Annotated in this window: 8 protein-coding genes; 1 reads left to right on the forward strand and 7 read right to left on the reverse strand. The window is 63.6% G+C overall.

Annotated features, from left to right (window positions below):
* Window positions 1-503 precede the first annotated feature (503 nt).
* The 4 genes from HDE78_RS13600 to HDE78_RS13615 all read right to left on the reverse strand — a co-directional run bounded on the left by HDE78_RS13600 (window position 504) and on the right by HDE78_RS13615 (window position 8,713).
* A complete protein-coding gene (locus HDE78_RS13600) occupies window positions 504-2,714 on the reverse strand; it encodes a TonB-dependent receptor (RefSeq protein WP_179480394.1) in 2,211 nt (736 codons plus the stop codon).
* Between the two features lie 505 nt (window positions 2,715-3,219).
* A complete protein-coding gene (locus HDE78_RS13605) occupies window positions 3,220-6,279 on the reverse strand; it encodes an efflux RND transporter permease subunit (protein ID WP_345776067.1) in 3,060 nt (1,019 codons plus the stop codon).
* The gene (locus tag HDE78_RS13610; RefSeq protein WP_179480397.1) at window positions 6,276-7,328 is read right to left on the reverse strand and encodes an efflux RND transporter periplasmic adaptor subunit; all 1,053 of its coding nucleotides are present in this window, start codon (window positions 7,326-7,328) and stop codon (window positions 6,276-6,278) included. Before HDE78_RS13610 ends, HDE78_RS13605 begins: the two co-directional genes overlap by 4 nt.
* On the reverse strand, window positions 7,325-8,713 hold the full coding sequence (locus HDE78_RS13615) for a TolC family protein (RefSeq protein WP_179480399.1): 1,389 nt from the start codon (window positions 8,711-8,713) through the stop codon (window positions 7,325-7,327). Before HDE78_RS13615 ends, HDE78_RS13610 begins: the two co-directional genes overlap by 4 nt.
* A gap of 199 nt (window positions 8,714-8,912) precedes the next feature.
* Between HDE78_RS13615 and HDE78_RS13620 the strand changes: the two genes are divergently transcribed.
* A complete protein-coding gene (locus tag HDE78_RS13620) occupies window positions 8,913-9,950 on the forward strand; it encodes a YncE family protein (protein ID WP_179480401.1) in 1,038 nt (345 codons plus the stop codon).
* A gap of 45 nt (window positions 9,951-9,995) precedes the next feature.
* On the opposite strand, the gene HDE78_RS13625 is transcribed toward HDE78_RS13620, so the two are convergent.
* The 3 genes from HDE78_RS13625 to HDE78_RS13635 form a co-directional block, all read right to left on the reverse strand.
* Entirely contained in the window at window positions 9,996-11,396 is a 1,401-nt protein-coding gene (locus HDE78_RS13625; RefSeq protein WP_179480403.1) for an ATP-binding protein, read from the reverse strand.
* Complete coding sequence (locus HDE78_RS13630) at window positions 11,393-12,058, reverse strand: response regulator (RefSeq protein WP_179480405.1); 666 nt, start codon at window positions 12,056-12,058, stop codon at window positions 11,393-11,395. The genes HDE78_RS13625 and HDE78_RS13630 overlap by 4 nt, the downstream gene beginning before the upstream one ends.
* A gap of 116 nt (window positions 12,059-12,174) precedes the next feature.
* Complete coding sequence (locus HDE78_RS13635) at window positions 12,175-14,403, reverse strand: TonB-dependent receptor (protein ID WP_179480406.1); 2,229 nt, start codon at window positions 14,401-14,403, stop codon at window positions 12,175-12,177.
* Between the last annotated feature and the right edge of the window lie 206 nt (window positions 14,404-14,609).

The raw sequence follows: 14,609 nt of genomic DNA on the forward strand, positions 1-14,609 counted from the left end.
AGGCGCTGGGCGGACTGACACCCGCCGCCTACGCCAAGCAGTTAAAGTAACACCGGACTCCAAACAGACCCGCTACTCAAGGCGGGGGGACGTCGTGCTGTGCAAGACAGAACAGCGAGAAAAAGCCAAGACGTTAAACGATTCATCCCTGATCTCCCCTGTGACTTGCTTCAAGTCTATCCAGTTTCTCTTCGCATTTGGGTTAAAGCCGACGCAGGATGGATCTTGGCCAATAATGGACTTTTCGCAAACGGTCTGTCAGCGCGCCAGGCCGTAGCTCAACTAATTCGATAATTAAAAAGCACTTGGGCAAATGCGGTGCAGTCGTTGTGCCCACTCGATGAGAGCCACTTTCGATTGGATGAGAGGCTGTCTCGCCTCAGTAAGTGGCATTGGCTACTCTTCTCGTGTGCCACAAGTGCTGGCCCGGTGAAAGGCACGGATGTTACATCTGTAATTTTGCTGCGTTACCGCAACGAACGACGCAATCTTTTTGCCATCCATCAAAGCTTCGCCGAAAACGTCAGCTCGTAGCTGCGCGCCGGTATCGTGAAATACAGCGGCGTGTTGTCCTGGGCGGTGTAGCCGGAAAGGTAGTAGACGCTCTTGTTGTCGAAGACATTGTTGACCTGCACGCCGATCTTGACGCTCTTGAGCGCTCCGAAACCTTCGGCAAACGTATAGCTGGTGGCAAAGTTGGTGGTGGCGTAGCCGCCGAACGGCTGCTGCAGACCGGTATCGCCATAGCGGTGACCGACGAATTTGTCGATCAGCGAGGCATACAGCGGTCCGCTGCTGTAGATCACACCCAGCGCGGCGGTCTTGCTGGGCGCGTTGGGCAGCCACTGGTTGGTGGCGTTGTCGATGGCACGATTGAGCGAGCCGTTGGCATACACGCTGAAGCCGTCAGCCAGCAGATAGGTCGCCTCTCCCTCCAGCCCTTTGTAGACCGCTCCGCCGGCGTTGTAGAAGGTGGTGATGGCGCCGACCGTGCGGCTTTCGATCTTGTTGTTGAAGTTGATGTAGTAGCCGTCCGCCGACAGCGTGAGGCGACCGTCGGACCATGTCGTACCGATCTGCTTGTTGATGGTCTGCTGCGGTTTGACCGTATTGTCCTGCGGTGCGCTGGTGTAGAAGGTGTTGAGGTTGGGCGCCAGGAATCCCTTGGCGAGCTGTGCATAGGCGGTCCAGCTGTCGCTCAGCTGCCAGTGCAGCGCCAGTGACGGCAGCACCTTGCTGTAATCTTTGGAATACACCAGGGGCTCGCCGGTTTTCTGATTCACCACGGCATTGATGTCGCGCTTGAAGTCGGCATCTTTCACGCCGCCGGTCAGGGACAGCCGGTCGGTGATGTTCCAGTTGTATTCGAGATACGGCTGAAAGGTGGTCAGCGTATCGCGCATGTCGCGATCGGTGGCGGCCAGCTGGGTCGGCGCGTTGTAGGCGTAGTTGAGATTGGCGTCCACCTCATAGAGCGTGCGCAGGTTGCGCTGGTGGTCGTACCAGAAACCGGTGCGCAGCTCGCCGGGGCCCAGTTCCTTGCCCAGGCGGAAAATGTCGCCGTACGACGTGTAGGTATTGCGCAGCGCCTGGGCCGGCACGTCGAGCGGGCTGTAGATGGTGCCGTTCGGCGTTTCGCCATTCGGGTCCTCGCCGTTCCAGCCGAAGTGGTTGTACGAATAGGTGTAGGCCTTGTTATCGATCGTCCAGCCGTCGAACGCCGAGTGCAGGCCGACGTAGCTCATATAGGTGTCGATATTGTCGATGTTGTAGCCGTAGTAGTCCTGGCTGTACGGATCGTTGTTCAAGCCATAGTTCGGGCCGTATGCCTCGATCTGGGCGCGCGTCGCGCCCAGCGGCACGTTCTGGTGGATGTTGTTGTACATGCCGACAAACGTCAGCGTGGTGTTGTCGCCGATCGGCTGCACGATCTTGGCGAAAACGTTCTGCCGGCGCTGCCCGGCGTACGTCAGGTAGCCATCCGACCGGGCGTTCTCCAGGTTGATCAGCGCTGTGGTGCCGCCGGTCTGCTGGATCGCACCGGTATGGAGCTGAGCGCCCTCGACCCAGGTGCCGAAGCTGCCGAAACTCAGATAGGGCTCGATACCCGCGGTATCCGACGGCGTGCGTGAGCCCACCGCAATGGTGCCCCCGAACGTGGCGTTGCCCAGCGTGCTCGCGGTGCCCGGGCCACGATCGACCACGATGCTGCCGGTGTCCTGGGTGGTGAAGTACGAGGTCGAGTGATGGGTGAAGTCGTTCGAATCGCCCCACGGAATGCCGTCGAAGGTGACGTTGTACTCGCCGTCCTGGAAGCCGCGCATGGTGACGCTCTGCGCCTCCATCAGGCCCGGACCGTTCGGCGCGACGGTGGAGATGCTCGGCGCGATGGAGATGGCGTCGGTGTAATCACCGGTCGGCGCCACGTTTTCGCGTAGGTACTGCTCACCGATGATCGACTGCGGCTGGATCGCCATCATCGAACCCTGGGTCGGCGCGATCTTGTCGACTGTGATGGCGGCACCGGTCACCTTCACCGCGTCGAGATTCTTCACCTTCTTGGAAGAGTCTGCGCTGGCGTCATTCGTCGCTGTCGCCGGGATAGCGGCTGTTGGCGTGGCATCGCTGGCGTAGCTGGCAAACGGCAGGTTGGCTATCAGACAAAGGGCAAGCTGAGTGCTCGTGAAAAGAGTCGTGCGACTGATCCGCTTCATGATTATCCAGAAAATAGGGTCGTTAATGACCATCTATTTCTATTCATAAACCGTGACATTTTTATAACCGAAAATGGATTATCGATATTATTTTTCAAATACAAAAATAATCATTTAAACTAAGCGAAAACTAAGTATTCGCAAGAACTGGAGCGCAAAGGTTTGCGCTGGTGCCGATGCCGATATCACCCGAGGTTTTCGGACTGGAATATCGCGGAAAATGGCAGATTTCCATAGCTGCATCGCACTTCGGGCAAAATTGCAGAGTATCGGTTAAGGCCATTTGATCAGGGGCGAAGAATGCAGCCCGATCGAAGGGTCGACTAATGCTCATTCGCCGATCGGAAAACATGGTCAGATGTAATGCAGGATTATCTGGCGACCCCGTGTATCGCCGTGGATTCGTTTTGGCACCGTTGAAACGCGCGATCCATTTTTTGATTATCGGCACTTCGACACGCGACGGCCCCGGCCTGCGCGCAGCTCGGGGCCGTCGTGATGGTTATCAGTCGCGGCGTTTCAACGTAAACCCGATCAGCATCGGCATCACCAGCAGCACCATCGGATACTGCAGCATCAGTCCGGCGATGATCGCGATCGCCAGCGGTTGCTGCAGGCCTGAGCCCTGGCCGATCGCGAGCGCCAGCGGCAACAGGGTGAGGATCGCGGCCAGCGTGGTCATGGTGATCGGCCGCAGGCGGTCGACGCTGGCCTGACGCAGGGCCATCCGCGGCTCCACGATGTCCGCCAAGCTCACGTACTCGGAGACATAGAAAATCGCCATCTCGGTGCCGATGCCGATGATCATGGTCATGCCCATCATGGCCGTGATGTTGAGATCGACGCCACTCAGCCATAGCGCAATGAAAACTGCCGTGGTGGAGAACAGCGAGCAGCTCAGCACGATCAGCGCCAGCCACAGCCGCTGGTACAAAAACATCAGCAGGATGAATTCGGCCACCAGTGCGGCAGCGAAGACCTTGCTCAAACCGACGAAGGCGATCTGCTGCTGCTGGTAAAGGCCACCCAGCTCGTAGCGCACGCCCGCATCCAGCATGCCGGGTTTGGCCAGCAGCGCTTTGACATCGGCCACCGCCGCGCCGATGCCACGACCTTCGATGCGCGCCGTCACGGCGACCATCGGCTGCAGATCCTCGCGCGAGATCTGCGGTTGTCCGCTGACCGGCTCCAGCGTGGCCACGCGCCCGAGTGGAAACACGTGGCCGTCCGGCGCGCGTATCGGCAGACGCGCGAGCTGCGGAATCTTCAGCTGCATCGCGCCGGGAATCCACACGCGCACGCCCACGCTTTTGGTCAGCTGCGGCAGCTGCGTGGCGACCGTGCCGGAAACGGCCTGATCGACGGCCTGCGTGATGGCGTCGACGGTCATGCCTTCGAACGCGGCACGCGCTGCATCGATGTTCACGTTGAGCGCATCGCCGGCGAGCTGCACGCCGCTTTTGATCTCGACCACGCCGTCGATTTTTCCGATCGCCTTGGCGACCTTGTCGGCCTGATCGTCCAGCTCACCGGGGTTGGTGCCGTAGAGTTTTATCTCGATCGGCTGCGGCACGGCCGTGAGATCGCCGATGAGATCTTCCATCAGCTGCGCCAGTTCGATCTCCACGCCGGGCACTTCGCTTTCGATACGGGTGCGTACCGCGCTCATCACCTCCTCGGTGGCGCGCGCGTGATCGGGCTTCAGCTTGACGAAAAAATCGCCGTGATAGGACTGTCCGAGATCGCCGCCGAGGCCGGTGCCGAGCCGGCGCGAAAACGTGTCGACCTCGGGTTGGGCTCTGAGAATGGCCTCGATCTGGCCGACCTGCCGCGAGGTTTCCGGCAGCGATGTGCCGGGCGCGGTGTAGTAGTCCATGACGAAACCGCTTTCGTCGACCGTCGGCATGAAGCCGGTGGCGACCTTGGTGTAGGCGACGTAGCCGAGCACCAGCAGCGGCACCAGCACCACGGCCAGCAGCCACGGCCGCCGCGTCAGCCCGTCGTAGAGCGGCCCATGCGCGCGCCGCAGCCAGCCGCGCGGGTTGCTGCCGGGGTCCTGCCAGCGCTGAAAGTTGATCAGCTGGCGCGCCAGCAGCGGCACCACCAGCGCGGTCACCAGCCAGGACACGATCAGCGCGCTGGCCATGGTGATCGACAGCGCCTTCGAAAACGCGCCGGTCACGCCGTCGAGGAAACCCAGCGGAATAAACACGATCAGCGTGGCGAGACTCGATCCCGACAGCGGCGCCATGAATTCGCGCGCCGCCGGCAGCACCGCATCGGCGCCGACCGCGCCGTGCGCCTGGGTGGGCGCGGCGCCGGCGCGGCGCGCGATGTGTTCGATCATCACGATCACATCGTCGATCACCAGGCCCACGGCGGCTGCGATGCCGCCCAGCGTCATGATGTTGAAGCTCAGCCCCAGCACGCTCAGCAGCAGCACCGTCACCGCCAGCGTCGCCGGCACCACGATGACGGTGATCAGGGTCACGCGCAGGTTGCGCAGAAACAGCAGCATCACGATCGCGGCCAGCACCAGGCCGATGATCACCGCATCGCGCACGCTGTTGGCCGACTCGGTGACCAGCTCGCTCTGGTCGTACCAGTTGCGAATCGTCACGCCGCGCGGCAGCGCGAAGCCGGACAGCTTGTCGCGTACCGCCTGCGCGATCTGCACGGCGTTGCCGTCCGGCTGCTCGTAGACGTTGAACAGCACCGCCGGCTTGCCGTCCTCGGCGACCTTGATCCACTGCGGCAGGTAGCCGTTGCGCACCGTCGCCACATCGGCGAGTTTGAGCCAGCCGGTCGCATCGCTTTTCACCACGACGTTGCGCAGCGCATCGATCCCTTTGAGCGAATGATCGGCGACGACGAGATACAGCTTGTTGTGATCCTGCACGCGGCCGACCGCTTGCCGCGCATTGGCGCCGGACAGCGCGGTCACCAGGTCACTCAGCGCCAGGCCGTGCAGGGCCAGCTTCTGCGGATCGGCCTCCACTTCGATCTCGGCCGTCTCGCCGCCCTGCACGTCGACGTGCGAGAGCCCGGGCACGGCGGCCAACAGCGGCACGATCTGATACTGCGCGAGGTCGCGCAGCGCGACTGGCGACAGCGTGTCGGAGCGCAGGGCGTACGAGATGATCGGAAACACGGTCGGGTCCATCCGACGTACGCCGTACGTGCTGCCCACAGGCAAGGTGGGCAGCACGCGCGCGATCGCCGCGTCCACCAGTAGGGTCGACGAGGTCATGTCGCGGCCCCAGCCAAAATCGATCGACACCTGGGCCGATCCGCGCGTGGTGTCCGAGCGCAGGCTCACCACGCCTGGCACGGTGCGGATCGCTTCTTCGACAGGGCGTGTCACCAAAAGCGCGGTCTGATCGGCCGGTCGATCGCCGGCATCCAGATCGACCACCACGCGCGGAAACGACACTTGCGGAAACAGGCCGACCGGCAACGACAGCGCGCTGAACAACCCGGCCAGCATCAGCGCCAGCGCCACGATGATCAGCGTTCTGCCGTGACGCGCGAGCCAGTCGGGGCGCCTTGATATCGGCTCGCTCACTTCACCGGCTCCGCCGTACGGACCGCCATGCCGTCCTCGAGCTGGGTATTGCCGACGACGACGAGCGGGCGTTGTGCATCCAGCGTGCCGCTGACCACCGACACCGTATCGGACTCGCCAACGAGGGTGACCGGCACCTTGACCGCCTTGCCGCCAGCGACCTGAAACACTTGCCACGCCGTACCGTCCTCGACCAGCGCATCGCGCGGTATCAACCAGCCATGCCACTGGCCGACGGTGATGTCGGCGCGATAGCCCATGCCGGCGATCACCGGACTGTCGGGCGCGATGTCGGCGTTCTGCAGATGCGTGTGCGGGTCGAGCATGCCGGCCACGCGCTTTACCACACCGGTCACCGGCGCACCGGCGCCCAGCGGCACCAGCGTGACCTTGTCGCCGGGCACGGGTGCATGCTGCGGATCCATCTCGAGGCCGACGCTCACCAAGACGCCGCCGCCACGCGCCAGCGACAGCAGTGCTGCGCCCGGCTGCAGGGTGTCACCACGGGTCGCGGCGATACTGCTGACGATACCGTCGACCGGCGCCAGCAGTTCCATGGTGCGGCCGTCGCCCTGCTGTTTACGCAGCGCATCGAGTGCCGAGCGCGCATCGCTCGCCGCCTTGTCGGCTTGCGCCAGCTGGTCGCGCGTGGCGAGCTGGTGGGCCAGCAGTTGCGCAGTGTGTTCGCGTGCAGCCTGCGCTACGTTCAACGCCGTACGCGCCTGCTGGTAAGCCGCCGCTGCCGTTGGCGACAGCGTGAAGGTGAGTAGGCGCTGGCCGCGGTGCACGGCGGTGCCGGCCGTGACGTCGAACTGTGTCACCGCCCCTTCGGCCTGAATGCTCAGCGTCGAGGCCGCATCGATCGCGGGTGCCGCCGTGCCGTAGGCGCTGACGACGTCGGGCAGGCTGCCTTGATGCACGGCCTGCGTGATGACGGCGGCGCTGACCTTGTCACTGCCGCCGGCGTCCGAATCGGCGGCGCTGCCCCCGCAGCCAGCCAAGGACAGGGCGACGAGCGCAAAAATGCATCGGCATAGACGCGTGTTCATGGCGCAATGACATCCTGGGGAAGGGAATCGGGCATGCCGGTGCCGAGCAGCGTATCCATCGCCACCTGCTGCTCCAGCACGGTTTGCTGCAGGGTGATGGCCGCGGCCTGGCGGCTTTGCGCGGCGACCAGCAGATCGACGTAGGTGCGCAGACCGATCAGCCCCTGCTGCTGCGCGGTGGTTGCCTGATCGGCGTCATGCACGGCCGCGGGCAAGGTTGGCAATAGGTCGGCCAGCTGCGCACGCGCCAGCGCCTGTTCGGTTAGCAGTGCATCGATGTCGCCGTGCGCCGACGACAGCCGCGCGGCGTATTCGTCGCGCAACTGCTGCCGGGTCGCTTTGGCGATCGCGATAGTGCCCTGGTTGCGGTCGAAGATCGGCAGGTCGAAGGTGATGGACGGCCCGCCGTTGCGCACGCGGCTGTTGTCCTGCGATGCGGCGTAGCCCAGCGAGAACATCGGAAACTGCGCCAGCACGGCGGCGCGCAGCGTCGCTTCCTGTGCCTGATAGCCCAGCTGCAGCGCGACGAGGTCGGGACGCCGTCGTTCGATGTCCCGCGCGCTGGCCCGAATGCGCGCGTCGTCCGCCGCGGGGATTTCCAGCGCGGCCGGCAGCGCAATCGCGGTATCGGCCGCCAGGCCAAGTAGCGCGGCCAGATCGTGATGCTGGCTGAGCAGGCGACGCTGCAGATCGTCATAGGCAGTTTGCGCGTCCGCCGCGGCGACGAAATCCGGTGCCGCAGCGGTAAGGTCGGTATTACCCTGATTGACGCTTTGCCGCAGCTGCCGGTTGCGCTGCGCCAGCTGCTCCAGCGTGTGGCTCTGCAGCGCGCGTAGGCGCTCGCCCTCGACCAGATCGACCACGAGCAGCCGCACCTTGCCGATCGTCTGCCATTCCTGCCACAGCAGGCTGGCGTCGATCTGCGCGGCGGCAGCTTTCGCCGCCTGCCGTCGCGGCGACAGGGTGATCAGCGCGCGGATGTCTTCGCTGAAGCCTGCCGTCCACGCGGTGGCATCGCCTACGCCGGAGATCAGATAGCCGATGCTGCCGTTGATCGCCGGGTTGGGCAGCAGCCCGGCTTGCAGCATTTGCGCCTGCGCCGCGTCGTGCTGAGCGCGCGCCGAGCGCAGGTCGGGATTATTGAGTAGTACGAGACGTTCGATCGTCGGCAGATCGAGCACGCGCCCATCGCTCGGTGCGCCCTGCAACCGCGCCACGTCATGTGGCAGTTCAACAGCGGTCGGCAGCGGCGCAGGGCGGTAAGTGGCGCATCCTCCGAGCATGCTGCTACCGATCCAGCATAGTCCGATGATCAGGGCGCGCGACCGCGCAGCCGAAAATATCGGCAGCGCGTCATCGGTCTGCTTGAGTACTGATCGCGACAAGCTGCGCTCCGGCCATGCTGATGTGGCGCCCTACGTTAGCTGGCACGGCTTAGTAGGAACTTTGTGGAGCGTGACACTTTGACTTAATGGATAAAGGGCGGCGGGGCAGGATCTTGCGCGCTGTCACTAAGGTGGCAGTAAGGGGATGCTTTCATGCTGACACGCGATCGATCTCTCCCTCATTCGTCAGGACCGTCTCATGCACAAACTTTTCCGCCACGTTCTGCCTGCGGCGCTCGCCCTGTCAATCGCCGCTCCGTCCATCGCAGCCGACGCCGGACATGCCGGCAGCGGCTACCAGGTGATCTCGCGCATGGATCTCGGCGGTGACGGCGGCTGGGATTACCTCAGCTTCGACGCGCCGCGCCATCACCTGTTCGTCAGCCGCGGCGATCGCGTGCTGGTGATCGATGCCGTAAAGGACAGGCAGGTTGGAACCATTGCTGATACCCAGGGCGTGCACGGCATCGCCGTGGCGCAGGATCTCAAGCGCGGCTTCACCAGCGACGGAAAGGCAGCCACGGTCACCGCGTTCGATCTGGATACGCTGAAGACCGTCGCAGTGATCAAGGGCACCGGCCTGAACCCCGACGCCATCGTCTACGACACGGCGTCCCATCATGTGCTGACGCTCAACGGCAAAAGCAGCAGCGCCAGCGTGATCGACCCGGCAACCAATGCGGTGATCGCCACCATTGCGCTGCCGGGCAAGCCGGAGTTTGCGGTGTCCGATGGCGCGGGCCACGTGTACGTGAATATCGAAGACAAATCCGAACTGGTTGAAATCGATTCGGCCAAGAACACCGTGCTGAACACCTGGTCGCTGGCACCGTGCGAATCGCCCAGCGGTCTGGCGATCGATCGCCAGCATCATCGCCTGTTCTCGGTGTGCGACAACCAGAAAATGGCCGTGGTCGATGCGGATAACGGGCATCTCGTCGCCACGCTGCCGATCGGCGACGGCCCCGATGCGGTGGTGTTCGACGATGCGGCCTCGATGGTCTACAGCTCCAACGGCGAAAGCGGCACGATCACCGCGATCCACGAAGACGATGCGGATCACTACACGGTAAAAGACACCATCGCGACTCAGGTCAGCGCGCGTACGCTGGCGCTCGATCCGTCGTCGCACCGGCTGTATCTGTCGGCGGCAAAGTTCGGAGCTACCAAGCAGGCGAATGGACGTCCATCTGTCGTACCCGGCAGCTTTACGGTGCTGGTAGTCGGTCGACACTGATCGGTTCGATCAGCTGACGGGGCGGCGTCTTGCAGAGCTGCCCGGTTAGTCGGCCAGTGGCATGGCGACCCGCACGCGCAGGCCGGTGCCGAACGGCGAATCGAGCAGTTCGATCGACGCGTTGTGCAGCTCGGCCGCGCGCTGCACGATCGAAAGGCCCAGACCGTAGCCTTCGCCGCGGCTGGATTTTTCGCGATGAAAACGTGCGAACACGGCGGCGCGCTGTTCGACGGGAATGCCCGGGCCGTCGTCGATGACGTCGATCGTGGCTTCCTTCTCCGTCTGCCCGATGACCAACTGCACCTGGCCACCCTGCGGCACGTGGCGCAAGGCGTTTTCGATCAGGTTGCGCAGCAGGGCGGCCAGCGCGGCCTCGTAACCTTGCACGACGACGTGTGGATGGAGCCGCATGAAGTCGAGCTGCACACCACTTTCGGCGATGATGGTGGTCAGCTCTTCGATCACATCGCTGGCGACCTCGACCAGATCGATTGTCGTGTGCTGGCGCGCGGCGACGCCGGCTTCGAGTCGCGCCAGGGCGAGCAGCTGTTCGATCCGCCGCGCCAGTGCGACCACGCTGTGCTGCGCGCCGCCGAGACTGTCCTGCGCCTCTTTCAAATCGTGGGTGGCCAGCGCGCTCTCGAGATTGATCATGATCGAGGCCAGCGGTGTGCGCAGCTCGTGCGCCACGTCCGCGCTGAAGCGCCGCTCGCGCTCGAGCGCATCTTCCTGACGTTCGAGTTGGGCGTTGAGCGCGGCCAGCACCGGCTGCAGTTCCTGCGGTGCTTGATTCAGATGAATCGGCTGGCGGCTGCCCGGCTCGCGCGCCGACAGCGCCTGCGCCAGCGTCGCCAACGGGCGCAGGCCGCGCGTCACCGCCCAGCCGACCAGCAAGGCCAGCAGCGGCAGTCCCAGCAGCAGCGGCACGCCGTGGTCGAGCCAGAGCGCGCGGAGAATGCCGTTGCGGCTGTCGTAGCGTTCGGCGGTGCGGATCACCACGCCCTCGGCCGCATCGCGCAGCGTATAGACGCGCCAGAGGTAGTCACCGATGCGCAGGTCCTGAAAGTCCGCGTCGCCCAGCCTGGGCGCGGGCAGGCTCACCACGTTGGCGGTGGCCAGCGTGGGACGCTCCAGACGATCGAACACCTGAAAGCCGACCTCGGCCTCGTAGGTGTAGGAGTGTTTGCTGCGCGCCAGCTTAATGGCGGCTTCGTTCGGTACGGGCACCAGATCGCTGTGGCCGTCGGTACCACGCAGCGAGTCGATGCCGGCGTGCCCGATCAGTACTTCGAGCGTGCGCGCGGATTCGGCCAGCCGGCCGTCCATCAGCTCATCGACTTCTCGGATGGTGCGCTGAAAGCTCAGCACACCCAGCGGCACCAGCACCACGACCAGCACGATCACGATCAACCAGCGCAGCCGCGCACGCAGGCTGGTCGGCGTCATTGCGGTTCTCGCGGAATCATGTAGCCGAAGCCACGAACGTTCTGGATCGTCTCGAAGCTCAGCTTGCGCCGCAGCGCGTGCACAAGCACTTCCAGCGCGCTGCTGCCCACGGCGTTGTCCAGCCCGTACAGCGAGTTCTCCAGGCTTTCGCGCCGAACCAGTCGACCGGCGCGCTCCATCAGCGTCTGCAGCAGCGAAAACTCGCGTCGGGTCAGCTCGACACGCTCGCCGCGAAAGGTCACTTCGGAGGTGCCCAGGTCGAGGCTGAGCGCGCCTGCCTCGATGCGATTGGCGGCCAGACCCTGCACGCGTCGGGTCAGCGAACGGATGCGCGCGCCCAGCTCGTCGAGATGGAAGGGCTTGACCAGATAATCGTCGGCGCCGGCGTCGAGGCCGGCCACGCGCGCTTCCAGCGTATCGCGCGCGGTCATCACCAGCACCGGCGTCTTGATGTTGTTGCGTCTGGCTTCGATCAGCACGTCCAGACCATCCTTGCCCGGCAGGCCGAGGTCCAGCAGCATGAGGTCGGCGGTTTCATCGCGCAGCGCGGCCAGCGCCGCGCGACCGTCGTGCAGCCATGTCACCGTATAGGACAGACGTTCCAGCGCGCGCTGAATCGCGGCGCCGAGCGGTGCGTCGTCTTCCACGAGAATGATGTGCAACGTGCGCTCCTCCGGTTGTCGCTCCGCATGGTCTGTCGGAGCGGCATGGGACAAGCGCACAGTATTGCGCCGATCGCTTTCAAACGACTTAGAGGCGATGTGCGCTTACCCCTCGATCAGAGTCCGAACGACACGGACGCGAACCAGCTGCGGCCCGGTAGTACGTAATACGAGCCGGTGTTGCCGCTGACCGAGTTAATCACCAGGTTCTGACTGGCGAACAGGTTGTCCACTTCCAACCGCACTTTGTAGCTCTTGAACACCGGGCCGTTGAGGTTCTGGCCATAGCCGATGCTGGCCGCCGCCTGCCAAAAGCCGCCGCTGTGGATGGTCGAGGTGGCCGTGCTGGCGATGTCCGGATTGAACGTGCTGTTGTAGGCAGTCTGGCGGCCGGAAAACTTGTCGTACAGCGACGCGGAAAAGCCCTGGTCTTCATAGAGCAGGCCGATCGCCGCAGTGCGGTTGGGCACATTGGGCACGTCGAGCTTCGAGCCCTTGAACGTGGCGTCCTGCGCCGAGCCGTTGATGAAGGCGCTGGTGCCGGCGCCGAGGTAATACGTGGCCTCGGCCTCGACGCCCTTGATATACGCGCCCTTGGCCTCGTAGTTCAGCGGATCGGTGGTGCCGGGAATGGTGGTGGAAAACGCGTAGTTCTGGAAGTTGATGAAATAGACGTCCGCGTCGGCGTTGAAGCGATCGGTCTTGTACACCGTGCCGAACTGGTAGTTCTTGGTTTCCTCCGGCTTGATCTTGTTCTGGCCCGGATTGCTCACGTAGAACTCGTCGAGGTTGGGTGCCAGAAAGCCCTGCGCCACGGTGCCATAGATGCTCCAGTCGTCGCGCAGCAGATAGTTGGCGGTAAGAAAGCCCAACGTCTTCTGCGAGGTCTGGTCGTAGTACAGCGGTGTCTTGGTGGTCTGGTTGATCGGTGCGTCGATATAGCGCTTGAAGTCGACGTCCTTCACGCCGGGCGTAATGGTCAGCTTGTCGGCGGCGTGCCACTCGTATTCGGCGTAGAGCTGGGTCGTGCGCATGCGATCGTTCATGGTGTACTTGAACGGTCCGCTGTACACGCCCTTGGCGTTGAACGAGCCGTAGATCGGCTGGCCCGGCTTGACGTCGATGGCGCCGCCGCGGTTGTAGTCGATCGCGATGCTGCTGCGGTCGTTGCTGGTGAACTCGTACCAGCCGCCGGTACGGAACTGGCCGTAGTCGTCGGTATGGGTCAGCTCGAACGTATCGCCGAAGGCACGGTATTTGTTGATCTTGATGTAGCCGCCGATATCCGTCGGCGAGGTCTTGGTGCCGACGTACGGGCTTTCGTGGCTGGTGTTGCTATAGGCGTAGGTATAGAGCTTGTCGTCAAGCTCCCAATTGTCCGGCAGGCGGCTGTGCACGCCGATGTATTCCAGATCGGTTTCCTTGGTCTGGTAGTTGTAGCAGGCGCAGTTGGTGCTCTTGGGGTCGTTGTTCAAACCGAAGTTGCGGCCGAGCGTGGCGATCTGCTGCAGGGTCAGCGAGCTGAGGTTGGGATTGTTGAAGCGGATGTAGTTGTAGTTGCTGAGAAAGGTGATCTCGGTGCTGTCGCCGACGGGCTGCACGTACTTCACGTAGCCGGTCTTGCGCGAGGAGTCGCTGTCCGTCTTGGCCGTATCGGTGGTGAGGTACTGCGCGCTGGCGATCAGCTTGCCGCCGTTGTCGAAGGTGCCCGAGTTGAGCTCCAGATGCGTGAGCGAGGTGCCGTAGCTGCCGTAGGTCTGCGAGGGTATGAACGAGAACGTGTCGCGCGCATCCTTCGAGCTCAGTGCCACCGTGCCGCCGAAGGTCGCCTCGCCGATCGTGCTGGCGTTGCCGGGGCCGCGATCGATCAGCACCTGGCCGATCATCTTGGCCGGGAAATAGCTGCTGGTGTGATGGCTGAAGTCGTTGGTGTCGCCGAACGGGATGCCGTCGTAGGTCACGTTGTAGCTGTTGTCATTAAAGCCGCGCAAGGTCATCTGCTTCGACTCGCCCAGGCCCGGGCCCGCCGGGCTGACGTTGGTGACGCCCGGCGCGATGGCGGCGATGGTGGCGTAGTCGGCGGTCGGCGAGACGTGGTTGCTGATCCAGTCCAGGCCGATGATCGACTGCGGCTGGGTAATGGTCAGGTCCGCCTGCGTTGGCGCCTGGGTCAGCGCAGAGGTGCTGGTGTTGCCGCGCACTTCCACTTCTTCGAGCTGCTTGGGCGGCGTGACGGGCAGGGCGGTGACATCCGCCGGCGCCGTCGCATTCGGTGCCGCATCTGTGGCAAACACGTTGCCGCTCAGCGACAGCCCCGTCACAAAAATCCAGCCCAGGGGTGCCATGCTCTGGCGCAGACTGCGGATCAAAGGGCGCAGCGCCAACGAGCGGGAGCGGTGCGGCAGAGCGCTGAATCGACTTGGCATACGAACCTGCACGGTAGTGGGAATAGTCCGCTAGCGTGATCAGGCCATATGACAGTTCTGCGGCAGCCGCGTGTAGCGCGACCACCGTTTTCTTAGTTTTGTCTTAGAGCGTGGGCTCAGGCACG

Origin of the sequence: Rhodanobacter sp. K2T2, from assembly GCF_013408815.1 — a bacterium.
Lineage (GTDB): Bacteria > Pseudomonadota > Gammaproteobacteria > Xanthomonadales > Rhodanobacteraceae > Rhodanobacter.

What these genes read in the sequence shown, in the direction of transcription:
- HDE78_RS13600 (WP_179480394.1), bottom strand. Translation starts at nt 2,714, where the DNA reads ATGAAGCGGATCAGTCGCACGACTCTTTTCACGAGCACTCAGCTTGCC.
- HDE78_RS13610 (WP_179480397.1), bottom strand. Translation starts at nt 7,328, where the DNA reads ATGAACACGCGTCTATGCCGATGCATTTTTGCGCTCGTCGCCCTGTCC.
- HDE78_RS13620 (WP_179480401.1), top strand. Translation starts at nt 8,913, where the DNA reads ATGCACAAACTTTTCCGCCACGTTCTGCCTGCGGCGCTCGCCCTGTCA.
- HDE78_RS13625 (WP_179480403.1), bottom strand. Translation starts at nt 11,396, where the DNA reads ATGACGCCGACCAGCCTGCGTGCGCGGCTGCGCTGGTTGATCGTGATC.
- HDE78_RS13635 (WP_179480406.1), bottom strand. Translation starts at nt 14,403, where the DNA reads ATGGCACCCCTGGGCTGGATTTTTGTGACGGGGCTGTCGCTGAGCGGC.